Annotated in this window: 17 protein-coding genes; 8 read left to right on the plus strand and 9 right to left on the minus strand. The window is 31.7% G+C overall.

The window, feature by feature from the left end:
- Nucleotides 1–2: 2 nt before the first annotated feature.
- Together DFR85_RS16695 and DFR85_RS16700 are read right to left on the minus strand one after the other, a co-directional pair.
- Nucleotides 3–242, minus strand: coding sequence for a hypothetical protein (locus tag DFR85_RS16695; RefSeq protein WP_110269259.1), 240 nt, complete (start codon nucleotides 240–242; stop codon nucleotides 3–5).
- Nucleotides 235–1,074 carry an SIS domain-containing protein gene (locus DFR85_RS16700; protein WP_110269260.1) on the minus strand — a complete coding sequence of 280 codons (840 nt, stop codon included), beginning with the start codon at nucleotides 1,072–1,074 and terminating at the stop codon, nucleotides 235–237. Before DFR85_RS16700 ends, DFR85_RS16695 begins: the two co-directional genes overlap by 8 nt.
- Nucleotides 1,075–1,144: 70 nt before the next feature.
- On the opposite strand from DFR85_RS16700, the gene DFR85_RS16705 reads away from it, so the two are divergent.
- The 5 genes from DFR85_RS16705 (at nucleotide 1,145) to DFR85_RS16725 (ending at nucleotide 5,651) form a co-directional block, all read left to right on the plus strand.
- Nucleotides 1,145–2,278 carry an amidohydrolase family protein gene (locus tag DFR85_RS16705; protein WP_110269261.1) on the plus strand — a complete coding sequence of 378 codons (1,134 nt, stop codon included), beginning with the start codon at nucleotides 1,145–1,147 and terminating at the stop codon, nucleotides 2,276–2,278.
- Nucleotides 2,247–3,008 carry a tRNA 4-demethylwyosine(37)-methyltransferase Taw21 gene (taw21, locus tag DFR85_RS16710; protein WP_110269262.1) on the plus strand — a complete coding sequence of 254 codons (762 nt, stop codon included), beginning with the start codon at nucleotides 2,247–2,249 and terminating at the stop codon, nucleotides 3,006–3,008. Before DFR85_RS16705 ends, taw21 begins: the two co-directional genes overlap by 32 nt.
- A gap of 34 nt (nucleotides 3,009–3,042) precedes the next feature.
- The gene (locus tag DFR85_RS16715) at nucleotides 3,043–3,270 is read left to right on the plus strand and encodes a hypothetical protein (RefSeq protein WP_110269263.1); all 228 of its coding nucleotides are present in this window, start codon (nucleotides 3,043–3,045) and stop codon (nucleotides 3,268–3,270) included.
- A 99-nt stretch (nucleotides 3,271–3,369) separates the two neighbouring features.
- Nucleotides 3,370–4,653: a glutamine synthetase family protein gene (locus DFR85_RS16720; RefSeq protein WP_110269264.1), complete on the plus strand. Its 1,284-nt coding sequence runs from the start codon at nucleotides 3,370–3,372 to the stop codon at nucleotides 4,651–4,653.
- Nucleotides 4,653–5,651 carry an alcohol dehydrogenase catalytic domain-containing protein gene (locus DFR85_RS16725; RefSeq protein WP_110269265.1) on the plus strand — a complete coding sequence of 333 codons (999 nt, stop codon included), beginning with the start codon at nucleotides 4,653–4,655 and terminating at the stop codon, nucleotides 5,649–5,651. The genes DFR85_RS16720 and DFR85_RS16725 overlap by 1 nt, the downstream gene beginning before the upstream one ends.
- On the opposite strand, the gene rtcA is transcribed toward DFR85_RS16725, so the two are convergent.
- Nucleotides 5,638–6,642, minus strand: a complete 1,005-nt coding sequence (gene rtcA / locus DFR85_RS16730) for an RNA 3'-terminal phosphate cyclase (protein WP_110271729.1) — start codon at nucleotides 6,640–6,642, stop codon at nucleotides 5,638–5,640. The two genes, DFR85_RS16725 and rtcA, sit on opposite strands and share 14 nt — an antisense overlap.
- Nucleotides 6,643–6,655: 13 nt before the next feature.
- Here rtcA and DFR85_RS16735 point away from each other — a divergent pair, with 13 nt between their 5' ends.
- On the plus strand, nucleotides 6,656–7,081 hold the full coding sequence (locus DFR85_RS16735) for a hypothetical protein (protein ID WP_110269266.1): 426 nt from the start codon (nucleotides 6,656–6,658) through the stop codon (nucleotides 7,079–7,081).
- Here the strand turns inward: DFR85_RS16735 and DFR85_RS16740 are convergent.
- Together DFR85_RS16740 and DFR85_RS16745 are read right to left on the minus strand one after the other, a co-directional pair.
- Nucleotides 7,064–8,113 (minus strand): Y-family DNA polymerase, encoded by a 1,050-nt coding sequence (locus DFR85_RS16740; protein WP_110269267.1) that lies wholly within the window; start codon nucleotides 8,111–8,113, stop codon nucleotides 7,064–7,066. The genes DFR85_RS16735 and DFR85_RS16740 overlap by 18 nt on opposite strands.
- Nucleotides 8,110–8,955, minus strand: coding sequence for a PfkB family carbohydrate kinase (locus DFR85_RS16745; RefSeq protein ID WP_110269268.1), 846 nt, complete (start codon nucleotides 8,953–8,955; stop codon nucleotides 8,110–8,112). The genes DFR85_RS16740 and DFR85_RS16745 overlap by 4 nt, the downstream gene beginning before the upstream one ends.
- A 135-nt stretch (nucleotides 8,956–9,090) precedes the next feature.
- On the opposite strand from DFR85_RS16745, the gene DFR85_RS16750 reads away from it, so the two are divergent.
- Nucleotides 9,091–10,434 carry a RuvB-like helicase gene (locus DFR85_RS16750; RefSeq protein WP_110269269.1) on the plus strand — a complete coding sequence of 448 codons (1,344 nt, stop codon included), beginning with the start codon at nucleotides 9,091–9,093 and terminating at the stop codon, nucleotides 10,432–10,434.
- Nucleotides 10,435–10,498: 64 nt separating this feature from the next.
- Here DFR85_RS16750 and DFR85_RS16755 read toward each other — a convergent pair whose 3' ends face one another.
- On the minus strand, nucleotides 10,499–10,936 hold the full coding sequence (locus tag DFR85_RS16755; protein WP_110269270.1) for an NUDIX hydrolase: 438 nt from the start codon (nucleotides 10,934–10,936) through the stop codon (nucleotides 10,499–10,501).
- 6 nt (nucleotides 10,937–10,942) lie between these two features.
- Nucleotides 10,943–12,373 carry an L-aspartate oxidase gene (gene nadB / locus DFR85_RS16760; protein ID WP_110269271.1) on the minus strand — a complete coding sequence of 477 codons (1,431 nt, stop codon included), beginning with the start codon at nucleotides 12,371–12,373 and terminating at the stop codon, nucleotides 10,943–10,945.
- Between the two features lie 116 nt (nucleotides 12,374–12,489).
- Here nadB and DFR85_RS16765 point away from each other — a divergent pair, with 116 nt between their 5' ends.
- Nucleotides 12,490–13,221, plus strand: a complete 732-nt coding sequence (locus tag DFR85_RS16765) for a molybdate ABC transporter substrate-binding protein (RefSeq protein WP_110269272.1) — start codon at nucleotides 12,490–12,492, stop codon at nucleotides 13,219–13,221.
- Here the strand turns inward: DFR85_RS16765 and DFR85_RS16770 are convergent.
- Together DFR85_RS16770 and DFR85_RS16775 are read right to left on the minus strand one after the other, a co-directional pair.
- Entirely contained in the window at nucleotides 13,205–13,852 is a 648-nt protein-coding gene (locus DFR85_RS16770) for a DUF3834 domain-containing protein (protein WP_110271730.1), read from the minus strand. The two genes, DFR85_RS16765 and DFR85_RS16770, sit on opposite strands and share 17 nt — an antisense overlap.
- An 88-nt stretch (nucleotides 13,853–13,940) precedes the next feature.
- On the minus strand, nucleotides 13,941–14,954 hold the full coding sequence (locus tag DFR85_RS16775) for a PTO1314 family radical SAM protein (protein ID WP_110269273.1): 1,014 nt from the start codon (nucleotides 14,952–14,954) through the stop codon (nucleotides 13,941–13,943).
- Nucleotides 14,955–14,987 lie beyond the last annotated feature (33 nt).

Consider the following 14,987-nt stretch of genomic DNA (forward strand, 5'->3'; position numbering starts at 1 on the left):
TTTCACGGCAGATATATGTTATATATCACTTTACCATCTAATATTTCCTTTTTTAATATTTTAACTCCTTTTTCTTGCATTGCCATTGCCCACATTTCTACCTCGTCCGCCTGTACTCCTTGTTGAGCTATTATTCTTACTTCTTGGTTACCTCCAGTCTCTAACCAGAACTTCATTAGTGATACGGATGTTGTACTGGCACCACAGCCTCCGGGCTGTTTGCTAAGATCCAATTCATTCATTATATATCATTTTCGAACTTACGTCTAATATTTTTTTATCCTCTAAAAAGTATATTTTATTCCAATTCTTTTTCTGCATCTCATTCAGTACGGACCTAATTATAGTTCTAGTATTACAGAACGCTCCTTCGCATTTAGTAGCATAAACATTAGTAAAATCTATTAATGAATATAACTTTCTTTCTCTTTTGTCATTAGATGATAAAATTATCACGTTACCGTTTTTGGATGAAAAAATAGGAGAATGACAAAACTGTTCTAATCTTTCATAGTTTGATTTTTGACCGAATATTTCCGCAATCTTTAGATAAGCATAGAAGGCTATACCGAAATTTTCTCCTTTTCCAATAAAAAATGGATTACATAGAGGAAAAGGATCGTCCGTACCTTTATCTTCCTCAATATTAGCTATAGAATAAAGAGCACTTAAACTCATTAGAAAGGACAATGTTCCCGGTAATTGATATTTAGAAGAATATGGAATTTTTATTATTAGGTCAGATAATTTTGCCAGTTCAGTATTTTCATTAGCTGTTATTGTAATAATTTTTACTTTTTTACTAAATTTTTTTGCTAATTTAATATTTGATATAGGCTTTCCAGATACTGAAACTATTATAAGTGGCTTATCTAGTTCATTGTAAGTAAGTGCGTCATATGGATCTATTGCCCTAAATCTACCATTTGTTTTTCCTTCAATTACTAAAGAGGCTGCAAAAGAATCTCCTGCACCAGTAACATATGCACTATCTAAATTTATATCAGCTTTAATTTTATATTGTGTATTAAGCTCTTCATTAATAATCTTTATATAATCTATTTTGTCACTCATTCCAATGTCAGATTTTTAATACATCTAATACCTAATTAATTTGTGAGTTTTTAGCTCGGGTGCGACTAAGATGAAGGTTCTAATAAAAGCTGGTCTTGCATTAACAAAAGATTCTCCATTACGTGATATTTATATTGGCATAAACAATGAAAAGATAGAAGTAATTTCTAAGGATGAACCAGAAGATTATGACGATGCAGAATTATCTATAGGTGGATTAGATAGATTAGTCTCTCCAGGATTTATTTCCATACAAACATTTCTGTCTTTATATCCTTTTAGATATAGAATATTTTCTGGCAAACTAAATGTAAACGATATAGTATCGGTAATGGACGAGAAAGACGTTTATTATTTCTCCTTACTTGCTGGTTATCATTTACTAAAAACAGGAATAACTAAAATTATCACTGCAGATCCTAAGCCAGAACATGCAGCAAGAGCTTTAATGACTATTGGACTAAAACCGATAATTGCAGTAAGTGTTGGTTGCAGCTGGAGTTCATCAGACTGGAAAAGAGAATTTAAGGCTTTATACTCAAGATGGTCTACAAAAGAAGAAAATAGAGTAATAATAAAACTTTGTGATGAAGATGAAGCTGAGGAAGTTTTTGGAATATCAAACGAATATAAAATTCCAGTTCTGGTAGATAGATCAATAAATTTATCCAGATTTAAAGAAATACCACGAAATATAATAGCTCTAGGTGGAGGTTCTAGAAAAGATTTAGAGATAATAAGAAAAGAGAATTTAGGACTATCTTTTACACCGTCTTACGAAATATGTAAGTTTACGCTAGGAAGTTATATGCCATCAATATCTTTAGACAGCACGCCTAGGTATGATATTAGAACGGAAATGGGAATTGCAGCATCAAGATTACTATTGACCTCAGAAGAAGCATACAAAGCTGCTACTATATGGGGATACAAGCAGGTAGGTATAACAGAAGGTATAGAAAGGGGATCTTTAACTGATCTAATTATATTTGAGGTAAACGAACCACCTTCTTTTCCTCTAGATAAAGAAAGCCCATTCGAAAGCATAATTTATTCATCGTACAATTTAGAAACAGCTATAGTTGGAGGAGAAGCAATACTTGATGGAGGAGTGCCATTAAATATAGGAATTAAGGATATAGAGGAGGCTAACAAGAGAATTGAAGAGATCGATGAAAAATATAGAAATATGGAAAAGGATTGAAATAGTAGGAGATATAGCAATAATAGGTATTCCATTTAATGAGGAACCTTCAGATTTAATAGATTATGCAAAACTTCTTTTACAAGAGTATAAATACATAAAATCAGTATGGGGAAGATTCAGGAATACTTCTGGAGAATATAGGCTTCCTGAATATCATTATTTGGCTGGAGAAAAAAGAAGTTATACATTGTATAAAGAAAATGGCTGTACATATTTCTTAGATTTTACAAAAGTTTTCTTCTCTCAAACTCTTTCTTATGAGCATCTAAGGATTGCAAAACAGGTTAGGAAAAACGAGATAATAATAAATATGTTTGCAGGCTTCGGGCCTTTCTCTATTCTTGCCGACAAGATAGGATATCCACAAAAAGTCTACTCTATTGATATTAATCCATATGCATACTACTTTATGAATTGTAATATAAATATAAATAAAACATATGATGTAATACCAATATATGGAGACGCATTCAAAAAAATATATTCACTAGAAGATGCCAACAGAATAATTTCCCCTCTTCCTGAGAAACATAAAGAGGCATATGAAGTCGCATTACAGAAAGTAAAAAAAGACGGTATAATTAATCTATTTGTAGAGGTAGAAGTAAAAAAAGGAGAAAATCCTATAAAAGTCGCTATGAAAGAGTATCCTAAGTCTATTTTTGGTAGAATAGTTAGAAGTGTTAATCCTAGAAAATATCATGTTATTCTAGACATAAAGCCATAATGTTTATAAATTCAAAATAAGAGTTATTTATCTAATGAACATAGATAAAATGATATTAGGTTATAATTTATCACAAAAGAAAAAAGTTACAATAGGCAATTATATGATAAAATTTCATAGAAGAAAAGTTTCTAAAAAACAATATGATTACTTATATGTTATAGAAATATTTTTTATGAATAGCCTTATCAAAAGAGGCATATTTTCTGAATATGGTAATGCTGTAGATTTTGCTGGAGAATTTTTGTATTCATTATTATAAATTTATTAAATAACGAATAGTCAATAAATATGCTTATAGACGAAATATATTTTATGAAATGCTTATATTTTAAACCACTATTGTGCTTTAAGGGATAAATTGTCAAGAGATGACGTGATTGAGACATTAAAATCAGGAAGAATAGATTACGTTAGAGTAGAATTTATAGATATATTAGGTAATGTAAGAGGACGTTCTTTAAGAAGGGCAGAATTTGAAAACCTAATATTAAAAGAAGAAGGAGTTCCATATCCAGAGTCTTTGGTATTACTAGATTATAAAGACGCTCCTATAAAAACAAGATATGAAGACATTATAGCTCAACCAGATCCGTCTACCTTTGTAGTCCTACCGTATCTTGAAAGAACTGCAAGAGTTTTATCATACTTGACATATCCAGATCTGACACCGTCTCAGTATTGTAGTAGAGGATTATTAAGAAAAGCTACTCAAAAATTAGAGGAAGTTGGTTATAAATTGAATGTAGCATTTGAACCTACATTTTATTTATTGAAAAGCGATGATGGAAACATTATACCTGCGGACTATGGGAAAGCTTTTTCTCCTGAGGGATTGATGGAAGAACAAGGTTTTCTAAGGGATATGATAAAATCTCTTGAACAAGTAGGAGTACAGGTCGAGATGGTTAATAAACACTATGGGCCTGGTCAATACGAAATTACGTTCTCCAATAAAGAAGCTCTACAAGCTTCGGACTCATTAGTTACAGCTAGAGAAGTAATTAGAGACGTTGCAAGAATATATAACACGTTTGCTACATATATGCCCAAACCTTTTTCTGATAAACCAGGAAGTAGTATGGATATATATTTTAGCTTAGAGGGTATAGATGGTAAAAAGGCAATAGATACTAATGATACAAAAGGTCTTGGATTAAGTAAGTCTGCCTATAGTTTTATAGCGGGTATTATGGAGCATTTAAGCGGTATACTAGCGTTTGCTGCACCTACTATAAATTCTTATAAGAGATTTAAGGAGATAATAACACCAACGTTGCCTGGAATTGGAACTGAAAGACATTATATAATCAGAATTCCTAGTAATTTTAGGGATACAAATCTTTTAGAGTTTAGACTAGCCGATCCTTTATCAAACTCATATTTGTTATTGTCATCAATAATATTCTCTGGAATTGACGGTATAGAAAAGAACCTAGATATAGAACCTAATGCAATAATGGGAAATATTCCTACAAATATTAATGAAGCTTTAGAAAAACTAGATAAAGATAACTATCTTAAATATACTTTAGGCTCAGATCTAATTTCTTCGTTTATAGAACTTAAAAAGAGAGAAGTAGAGAATTATGAAAGTTATATAACTGATTGGGAGCTAGATGCTTATCTAAAGGCAGGCTGGTAATGAAGGCTGCAGTATTTGAAACTCAAGGAAAACCATTAGTAATAAAGGACGTTAAAGCGCCTATACAGACAAACGACGGCATAGTTCTTAAGGTATTGGCTACTGGACTTTGCCATGGAGACGTACATATAATAATGGGTGATTGGCAAGGCGATCTGGATATAAAAACACCTATAATTCTAGGCCATGAAATAGTAGGTGAAGTAGTTACTGACGGGAAAAAAGTTAAAAAAGGAGATATGGTTTTAGTTTATAATGCTTTTGGATGTAATTCTTGCAAATATTGCAAACTTGGGTATTACCAATACTGTGAAAAAGTTAAAGTACTTGGAGTTCATGAAAATGGAGGATTTGCAGAATATGTTAAAGTTCCAGACGAAAATAATTTAATTAAAGTAGAGGGAAATCCTTTTAGTTTAGCACCATTAGCTGATGCGGGCATAACGGCATATAATGCATCGGAAGGAATACAGAATGGAGATAAAGTAGCAGTATTAGGAACTGGTGCAGTAAGCATGCTTGCTGTTCAAATATTAAAATTTTTTGGAGCAGAAATAACTGTAGTGGGCAGAAATCCATTAAAACTATCTAAAATGCAAGAAATTGGTATAAACGAAATAATTTTTTCGCGCGGGGAATACGCAAAAGATTTGTCTGAAAAATCTACTACAAGAAAATTTGATTATATCTTAGATTTTATAGGCAATGAACTTACTTTAGACGACGTCTCATGGATGTTATCTAGAATGGGAGAATTAAGAATAATAGGGGAATTCGGAGGGACGTTAAGAATACCAGAACAGTTAATAGTTTTAAGAGGCCTACGAGTGAAAGGTATACTTTATGGTAAAATGGAACATTTGACTAATGTAATAAAGCTTTTTCAAGAAGGTAAAATAAGAACTTTCCCTATTCTCTATAGGCTAGACGAAATCAATTCTGCAATAAACGATCTAATGTCTGGAAGAGTAATCGGAAGAGCAGTTATAGTGCCTTAAATATAAATGGTGAATTTCCTTCAATTTCTATAGATCTATTCTTAATAAATTTTTTTATTATTTCGTAGTTAGTAATAGCATGTTTGGTTAGTTTTGCCCCAGAGAATATACCTCCGTATAATGCAGCATAAATCATAAGCATATCAGACATGTGACTATCAACTGCAGCACCACTATTTAATTCAGTTATTAACGTTCTTGCAGCTTCTTCTCCTACCTTTTCCGCTCTTTTACCCTTTTCTCCCAACGAATCGGCTCCAATAATACTTTTTCCGTATGCGGCCAATGTGATTCCTGTCCCTTCACTTTCATTATCTCTAATATCTAACTCAATATCTATATTATTTGAAATATTGGACAATATCTTGATAGCCGAGTCTTTCTCTCTTTCAGCAATATTTAAAGGTAATGAAGAAACATGAGCAATGCCTAATATTTTTTCCAATTTTCCAAATTCTGTTATATTAAATTTATTAGGGTATCCCCTAAAATTTTCTATACTTATAATACCTCCACCTCTTGGATAATGACCTCTTTTAATAACTTTTACCTCGCCATGTATTCCAATTAATTCCAAGATTTTCATATAAACTAATCTAATATAATCTATGGTTGGAGCCTTAGGAACGTCTGTACCTCCTATTAATGTTATCCTGATTTTTTTATTTATTATTACTGGTATGACAGACACAGAAATTAGAGTCACACTGCCAGCAGAGCCCACATCATAAGTTATTTCTCCCTCGTCTAATGTATCTTTAGGTGTAAACTCCAATTCTTGAGATCCAAGGAAGTCTCCTCTAGTCTCAGCGTTACAAAGTTGTTTCATAATTTTAACTGCTGCTAAATGCTGCCTTTGTAAACCTGGCTTAGACCTTTTTGATCTTATGTTAAAAATTCTAAAAGGAGTTTTAGTTACTACAGCTAATGAAAGAGATGTTCTTAATATTTCTCCTCCTCCTTCACCGAAAGACCCATCTATCTCAAGCATAAAGTAGTTTATTATGAGAGTAAAAATAAAACCGCTATTAAATATCATAGGTCATGAAGAGCTTTATGTAATACCTATTAAGAGAAATGGAGATTACTTACTATGTCTTAATTTTTATGAAGATATAATAGGAGGCACATTAGCTAGATTAGTTATAGTTTTGGATAAGTATAATGAAATAAATTCTATAAAAGTTATTGAAGGAGACAAAGGTATAGTAGAGGTTTTTGGAATTAAGGAAGATTTTGATTTATTAAAGAAACAAATAAGATTACCTAAAATACTTGTGTCTACAAGAATTCCATTTTTCATAAATATTAAAATAAAAAATCAGCCTGAAACATTAGATAGAGGAATTACAGGTTACTTGAATTATGTAAAAAAATATGGGGAAATTAAACCACTTAATTTGAATTTAGATTTAGAAATACTTGTCTAATGTAGATGACTTATATATCTTGCCTAGTCTTACACCCACTCTTCTTACTTGTCTATTATCATCTTCCAAGATTTTCTTAAGTAGAAGAAGAGATTCCTGAAGAGCTTTTTCCCTATCTATACCGTATGGAAAACTTTTTTCTCTACTTATAATATCAAGGTCATTCATGATAGTTACAACAGCTATAGATTTTGGAAGACCGTCTATCTTATTATATGCTTCATCTATAGCTTTCTTTAGAAACGGCAATATAATTTCTATATTACGAGTATTTTTTGAAAGTGTAACGTATCTACCTTTATGTTTACTTATTCTAGGTCTAACTGGTTCATCGTATGAGTTATTAGCAAGTGACAGTAAATAGTTAGCCTTAGCTTTACCTATTTTGTTCTTTATAGTCAGGAAATCTACTTTAAGTACATCTCCTAAGTAGTTTATTCCTATTTCCCTTAATCTGTCTTCAAGAACTTTACCTATACCTGGTACTTTGCCAATATCTAGAGAATTTATAAAATTATTAACATCATTATCCCTCAATATTCCTAAACCGTCCGGTTTACTCATGTCTGCCATTATTTTTGCGAAAACCTTGTTAGGTGCTATACCAACAGTTATAGTAAGACCTTCCCTCATTTTTACTTCTTCTTTTATTTTTTTACCTAATTCCATAATATCTGAATAGCTTTTTACTTTTTTGGTTATATCTAAATAAGCCTCATCTATACTAGCTACCTCTATTCTATCACTAAAATTTTCTAAAATTTTCATAACTCTTGAAGATACTTGCTTATATAGGTCTTTTCTCATAGGCAAAAATATCGTATCTGGGGCTATTTTCTTAGCCATTATTATAGGCATACCAGATTTTATTCCTAGTTTTCTTGCCTCATAATTAGAGGTAGCTATTGCACCACTATCCTTAGTTCTGCCAGAAAAAACACACACAGCTAATGGTTTACCTTTTAACGAAGGATTCATTATCTCTTCTACTTGAGCGAAGAAATAATCGAGATCTGCTAATGCTACTATCATCTACATTTAGCATTAATCTTCACTTTTTTTAATGTTTGCACTACTTCTTCAAGCGTTGGAGAACTAGTACCTCCAATTCTTGATACTTTTAATCCAGCAGAGACATTAGCGTATCTAAGAACATCTTCTAAATTGTTTCCATTCAAATAAAACACATTAAACGCTGCGTCGAATACATCTCCTGCGCCAGTAGTATCTATTACATCAGTCTTTAACGCTTCTGAGTAACACTCTTCATCATCTCCATAAATCATAGCTCCCTCACTTCCCTTTTTGATTACAGTTAATTTAGCGTTTATTTTATTTTTAACATCAGCATATTCTTTTTTGTTAACGAACAATATATCTACCTTTTCTCCTTCGTATGCTTTAGAATATGCACCTGGATCATATGTAATAAGTTTAGAGACTTTTGATATTACATTAGCTGGAATAGATGCAAAATGAGTAACGTCAAATATTCTGTTATATTTTGCTACATCTTCTGCTGTAGGTAAAAGAGAATTAGAAGTCCTTCTTATCATAGAAATATTACCGTTTTCCCTGAGTAATATTAATGCATAATTAGGTGGTGAATTTATTTCTTCTACTAGATCTAAACCTACACCTTCCTCCGCTAAATGCGCCATTAAGGGCTTTACAATTTCGGTCTTACTTACCTTTGATAATAACTTAGAAGTATGACCTAATCTAGTAACAGCCACACAGTAATTAGTAGCAGATCCTCCTGGCAAAATTTCAAAGACGTCCGTATTTAGTGAAAAATCAATTTCTGGAATTTTATTTACCTTAACTATTACATCTACATTAAACTTTCCTACGGCAAGATGTATCGGTTTCATCAGTTAGCCGCCACCTCTTCATTGTTCTGTCTCAAAGGTCTTCATCACTATTAACATCTTCGGTTTCGAATATTTAACATTAGGGTCTAAAAGTTAATTTCATAAACTTATAGTTAAATCGTTTTTACGATCTTAATGGTAGAAATAAAGGAAATAAGGAAAGTTGAAACTGAGAAAGCTAGTATTCATAGTCATATTACTGGTTTAGGTTTAGACGAAAAAGGTAAAGCTCTACCTAAAGGAGATGGATTAGTAGGCCAATTAGAAGCCAGAGAGGCTTCAGGTATAGTAGTACAACTTATTAGACAAGGAAAAATGGCAGGAAAAGGAGTACTTTTTGTTGGTCCCTCTGGAACAGGGAAAACGGCCCTTGCTGTGGCTATCGCTAAAGAATTGGGCGAGGGAACGCCATTCAATATGTTAAATGCTTCAGAAATATATTCAACAGAACTTAAGAAAACTGAAATTTTGACTCAAGCAATACGTAAGTCTATAGGAGTAAGAATAAGGGAAAAAAGAACAGTATATGAAGGAGAAGTAAAAGAATTGAGACTTAAGGTAGCTAAAAGTAGATTAAATCCTTACTCTGAAGTACCTAGAGAAGTAGAAATAACATTAGTCACAAAAGATGATCAAACTAAACTTACTGCAGGAGAAACTGTAGCAGAACAAATAGTTAGGTTAGGTATAAGAAAAGGTGACGTAATATGGATAGATGCTGAAACTGGAAACGTTGTTAAGGAAGGAAAGGCTAAGGGATCAGTTCAGTATGATATAGGAAAAACCATTGATATACCGTCTGGAGCTGTTAAAAAAGAAAAAGAACTTGTAACCACAGTATCGCTGCACGATCTAGATTTAAACGTTGCGGCACAAAGCGTTTCAATAACCGCCATATTCTCTTTATGGACAGAAAGAGAAATTACACAAGATGTAAGAAAACAAGTTGATACATTAGTTAAGGATCTAATAAATAAAGGAATGGGAGAATTATTGCCTGGTGTATTATTTATAGATGATGCTCATATGTTAGATATAGAAACATATTCTTTCTTAACTAAAGCTCTTGAAGCAGATTTAGCTCCTATATTAATACTTGCAACAAATAGGGGAATAACAAAAATTAGAGGAACTGACATCGAATCTCCACATGGTATTCCGTTAGACCTACTAGACAGATTACTTATAATACCTACAAAACCTTATACTCCCGAGGAAATAAAAGAAATTATTAAAATAAGATCTGATGAACTAGAAATAGAAATAGAACCTACAGCTTTAGAAGAACTAACAAAGATAGGTTCAGAAGAAAGTCTAAGATATGCTGTACAATTATTAGAACCTGCAAGAATAATTGCACAAAGAAATTCTAGAAACATAGTAAAAGTAGAAGATATTAAGGAGGTATATTCATTGTTTGCAGATGTAAAGAGAAGTGTTAAATATGCGAAAGAGTATGAAAATCTATTATTAAAATGATGAATGGTGACGGATGTGAAAGGTGAAAGGATCGTTGCCGGGCTGAATAATTATTTGCGATATACTATAGTAAATGGATATTATTGAAATTTTTGAAATAGTCTCGAAGTATTCTGAAAGTCATGCCCCATATTCTATAATTATTATACAGATACGCACCATCTTGCTCTACTAAGTCCTCACGAGATATCCAAAAATATTTAGAAATTTCATTATTATCTATTTTTATTTTTTCATTCTCATATTTGCCCAGAAAAACTGCAACCTTAATTTTAACATTATTAGGAAAATAATATCCTAAAAAACCTACTATTTTAGGTTCAAAACCTATTTCTTCTTTGCATTCTCTTAATGCCGCATCAACACAACTTTCGCCGCTTTTTACATGACCTCCAGGTAATCCCATATCTCCACTCCAAGGGTCACCTTTTCGTTCGGCTCTTTTTATAATCAGAAATTTATTCTCGGAGACAATAAGGACAACCGCGGCTTGACAATCCATATATTTCTATTGAATCTTGAAATATATTCTTTTCTTCCACTTATTATCCTTACTAGGATAATCTTCTCTGTAATGATTACCTCGACTTTCTTTTCTAATTTCGGCAGCTTTTGCAGTAAGAAGCGAAACTAAAGCAGCATTAGAATTCTCATTAGTAGAAAAAGTATCAGCTTGAGTATAAATGGAAATAGCCTTATTAAGTTTCTCCTCATTTCTCACTATTCCAATATTTTCCCAATTAATAGTTCTTATTTCATTTATATCAATTAAATTACCATTGGTCAACTGTAATGAATAAATTTCACCATCATTAAAATATAATCCTTCCCATTTATCAATATAATTTGATATGTTTATACCAAATACAAGACCTTCTGCTAAAGAGTTGCTAGCTAGCCTATTAGCTCCGTGAAGACCAGTATCACTAACTTCGCCTATAGCATATAATCCTTCTATATTAGTTTCACCTCGAGTATTTACTCTAATCCCTCCGTCTACAAAATGAGCTCCAGGGAAAATGGGGATCTTGTCTATAACAGATAAATTATGTCTTTTTAAATAATTATTAACTACAGGAAATTTTTCCTCAAAATTTTCAATATTACTTAAATCCATAAATACTTTATTGCCCTTTAAATATTCTGAATAAATTGCTCTAGATAAAACGTCTCTAGGAGCTAGCTCACCTTTTTCATGATATTTAAACGTAAATCTCTCTCCCTTATCATTGATAATTTTTGCTCCTTCTCCCCTTAATGTTTCAGTGAGTAAAAATGTTTCATCATCTAGTGCTGTAACTGTAGGATGAAATTGAACAAACTCCATATCAGCTAAAAAAGCACCAGCCCTAAATGCTATTGCCATTCCATCTCCAATATTAGTTGATTGGTTGGAACTATATTTATATAAATATCCATATCCTCCAGTTGCCAAAATTATCTTATCAGCACTTATTTCTCCTCTCCTTTCAGTTATAAATCCCTTTATTTCATTATTTTCAACTTTTAATGATTTAACTCTATCTTCTACTAACTGTATCCCTAATTGTTTAGCTTTATACATCAAAAAATCATAAATATCTCTTCCAGTCTCATCAGTCTTATGTAAAACTCGCCTTCTAGAATGACCTCCTTCTAATCTTAAGTCAGATGCAAATCTAAATCCCCATTTTTCTAAAATTTCTACTGCTAATGGAGCCTCTTTTGTTACATAACTTACTGCTTTTTCATCACATAGCCCATCTCCTACAATTATAGTATCTTTTGCATGAATTTCTGGCGAATCGTTTTCTCCAACAGCTGCTGCCAAGCCGCCTTTAGCTATATAAGTAGATCCACCCGTAATATTCTTTGTTATTACTGTCACCTTATAGCCAGAATTAAAAAGTGATATTGCTGCAGAAAGACCAGCTATTCCATTACCTATAACATATATCATTTTATCGAACATATGTTCGAACACTTAAAATCTTTTCTATAATAAAGATAATTATATCGTTTTTATATAATAAAACTTCGAAATAAGCATTAATATGTGTTTAATTAGATAAGCATATGGATCTAACTTTACCTTTGTTTGATACTTTAGAGGATCTCTGGGGAGATATAAATGGCATAAAAATGTCATTTGCAGGAAATCAATGGTTTGTAAGCAAAGCTCTAATTTCACTATTAAATTCTAAAGGATACAAGGTGTATTTAGAGACTATTCCTCCAGGAGTAGTTAGGAAAAGGGCTGAAGGAGAATCGCTTAAGATAGGTAATTTAGAAATTACTTTTAATCCAGAAATTATATCTTTGCCACCCTCCATGATGGATGGACTAAAAATAAGGGAAAAATTTGATTACGTAGAAAATGAGATTGTAATAGTATATACAAAAAATGAAATAAATGACTGGTGCGAAGTACTAGGAAAAAGAATAGCTATACCAAATCCTAAAACTGAAGGCATAGGGAAAAACTTCATGGAATTATATCAGGAAAATTGTGGAAATTATGAAGAATTAGCAAACTCTGGAGTTTATATTACAATGGTGCATCATAGAGAGATACCTCATATGTTAAAGCTAGGAGATATAGAAGCTGGAATAATGTGGAAAACTGAAGCAATGTATTGGGGATTTAAATATTCAATACCATCAAAGAATAGAATTTCTAAGCTAAGTTTTGCGTTACTAGAAAATTCTAGTGAAAAAGCAAGACAAGTTTATGATATCCTAAAAAGCAATGAAGTTAAAGCCATATATGAAAAATTTGGGTTTAGGTGGATTAAAGGAAGTCCTTGATTAGATTTGCAAATCTAGTATCATCATGTAATCTATTAATTTCTAATACTGAGTTTTTCATAGATCCTATAATAAAATCTTTTGGAACAGACATAGGTAAAGTTGAAGCTATGAACTCACTACTTCCTTCTGGATCTTCTTTAATTAATTCTATACCTTCTGTATATAGCCTTATAAATTCGTCCTCGTTTTTGTAAACTTTAGCTCCACAGCTCCCAGGAATATTAAGCAATTCTTCAAAACTTTTACCTTTAGCTACTGCAGAAGATAAAACAGCACTGTCAATATTTTTTTCTTTAAGCATTTTAACTAGCTCTTGCATCTCGTTAGCGTAAATTAACTCTGCATTAATTTTTTTCTCCCTGAGTAATACTCTTGTAAGAACATCTGCAGCACTTCCTTTTCTCCAAACTCCTATTTTCTTTCCTATATCTGGCGAAATTACCATTAGGCCTTTTATTGTTATATAATCTATTTTTAGATTTCTTCTTACTAAAGATACAGTAGAATCTAATATAACATCCACATCGTTATTTCCATCTTTTCCAAAAACTATTTGTATATCTTTATTCTTCATTTTTGAGGCTATTATAGGGTATGAAACAGGACCGGGCGCAGCTAATACTTTCATAGGTAACATTGTTACTCTATATATATTAAATATATGTTAGATAAAGTTATTAATGAAAAATTTAAATAGGTAACATTGTTACCTATTTTTACCTAGTCATTAAAGATATTATACCATCAATTATCCTTTCCTTAACCATGGATGGATTAGACCATGAGAATAATGACGGCTCTAAATAACAAGATAATCCGCATTTATTGCAACTATAATACTTATCCCACTCATACTTTTCCCATAAGTCTTCTATGTCAGTATCCCATACATATACAGAACCGTTATACTCATTCAAGACATAACAAGGTAAAACTACTCTACCTTGAGGATCAATATTTATGGTAAGCCAAGGCTTACATTCCCAAGGTATTTTTCTATACCAAGAATTTATTATTGATTCAAAATACTCTCTTGAATTCGTAATAGGCGCTCCTGATTTTTTTAATTCTAATAATTGCTCTAGTATAGATCTTAACTCTATAAAATCCGGAGATAATTTATCTGCTGTAGAATAATTATATGCTACTTGAAAATTAACTGAAACATTTAAATCTTCGGCCAATTTCACAATTTTAACTGCTTCATTCATATTCTCGCTAGTTATAGTAAAACTTATATCAGTAGGAACATACTGCGACGCTACTTTTATCCCTTCTAATGATTTCTCAAATGCCCCTTCTACGCCTCTTATTGAATCATGAACTTCCCCTATTCCATCTATAGATACAAACAGAAAATCTAAATTCTTCTTGATAGAATCTATTTTATTTTTTAATAGAATGCCATTAGTAACAAGAGATGTATGAAACCTATCATGTGATTCTTTCAATATTTCCGGTAAATCTCGCCTTAATAACGGCTCTCCTCCTTCAAATCCCATAAATATAACACCTGCATCTGCAAGCTTTTTCATCATTTTTATTTCGTCATTTAAATCAAGTAGCTTTTCATCTTTTCTTCTCCAAAAAGGGCACATTTTACATCTCAAATTGCATGAATATAGCAACTTATGGCCAGCTATCAATGGTAATTTTTTATTACTTTTCAAAAGCCTATATGTCCCTTGAATTATAAAAGGCTTTATATTAAAAACCTTAGAAAGTGTCATTATCGTAGTTATAGTATATTATAGCATTTAAAC

This window comes from Acidianus brierleyi (assembly GCF_003201835.2).
Taxonomy (GTDB): domain Archaea; phylum Thermoproteota; class Thermoprotei_A; order Sulfolobales; family Sulfolobaceae; genus Aramenus; species Aramenus brierleyi.

What these genes read in the sequence shown, in the direction of transcription:
- DFR85_RS16695 (WP_110269259.1), bottom strand. Translation starts at nt 242, where the DNA reads ATGAATGAATTGGATCTTAGCAAACAGCCCGGAGGCTGTGGTGCCAGT.
- DFR85_RS16700 (WP_110269260.1), bottom strand. Translation starts at nt 1,074, where the DNA reads ATGAGTGACAAAATAGATTATATAAAGATTATTAATGAAGAGCTTAAT.
- DFR85_RS16705 (WP_110269261.1), top strand. Translation starts at nt 1,145, where the DNA reads ATGAAGGTTCTAATAAAAGCTGGTCTTGCATTAACAAAAGATTCTCCA.
- taw21 (WP_110269262.1), top strand. Translation starts at nt 2,247, where the DNA reads ATGAAAAATATAGAAATATGGAAAAGGATTGAAATAGTAGGAGATATA.
- DFR85_RS16715 (WP_110269263.1), top strand. Translation starts at nt 3,043, where the DNA reads ATGAACATAGATAAAATGATATTAGGTTATAATTTATCACAAAAGAAA.
- DFR85_RS16725 (WP_110269265.1), top strand. Translation starts at nt 4,653, where the DNA reads ATGAAGGCTGCAGTATTTGAAACTCAAGGAAAACCATTAGTAATAAAG.
- rtcA (WP_110271729.1), bottom strand. Translation starts at nt 6,642, where the DNA reads ATGCTTGAGATAGATGGGTCTTTCGGTGAAGGAGGAGGAGAAATATTA.
- DFR85_RS16735 (WP_110269266.1), top strand. Translation starts at nt 6,656, where the DNA reads ATGAGAGTAAAAATAAAACCGCTATTAAATATCATAGGTCATGAAGAG.
- DFR85_RS16740 (WP_110269267.1), bottom strand. Translation starts at nt 8,113, where the DNA reads ATGATAGTAGCATTAGCAGATCTCGATTATTTCTTCGCTCAAGTAGAA.
- DFR85_RS16745 (WP_110269268.1), bottom strand. Translation starts at nt 8,955, where the DNA reads ATGAAACCGATACATCTTGCCGTAGGAAAGTTTAATGTAGATGTAATA.
- DFR85_RS16750 (WP_110269269.1), top strand. Translation starts at nt 9,091, where the DNA reads ATGGTAGAAATAAAGGAAATAAGGAAAGTTGAAACTGAGAAAGCTAGT.
- DFR85_RS16755 (WP_110269270.1), bottom strand. Translation starts at nt 10,936, where the DNA reads ATGGATTGTCAAGCCGCGGTTGTCCTTATTGTCTCCGAGAATAAATTT.
- nadB (WP_110269271.1), bottom strand. Translation starts at nt 12,373, where the DNA reads ATGATATATGTTATAGGTAATGGAATAGCTGGTCTTTCTGCAGCAATA.
- DFR85_RS16765 (WP_110269272.1), top strand. Translation starts at nt 12,490, where the DNA reads ATGGATCTAACTTTACCTTTGTTTGATACTTTAGAGGATCTCTGGGGA.
- DFR85_RS16770 (WP_110271730.1), bottom strand. Translation starts at nt 13,852, where the DNA reads ATGAAAGTATTAGCTGCGCCCGGTCCTGTTTCATACCCTATAATAGCC.
- DFR85_RS16775 (WP_110269273.1), bottom strand. Translation starts at nt 14,954, where the DNA reads ATGACACTTTCTAAGGTTTTTAATATAAAGCCTTTTATAATTCAAGGG.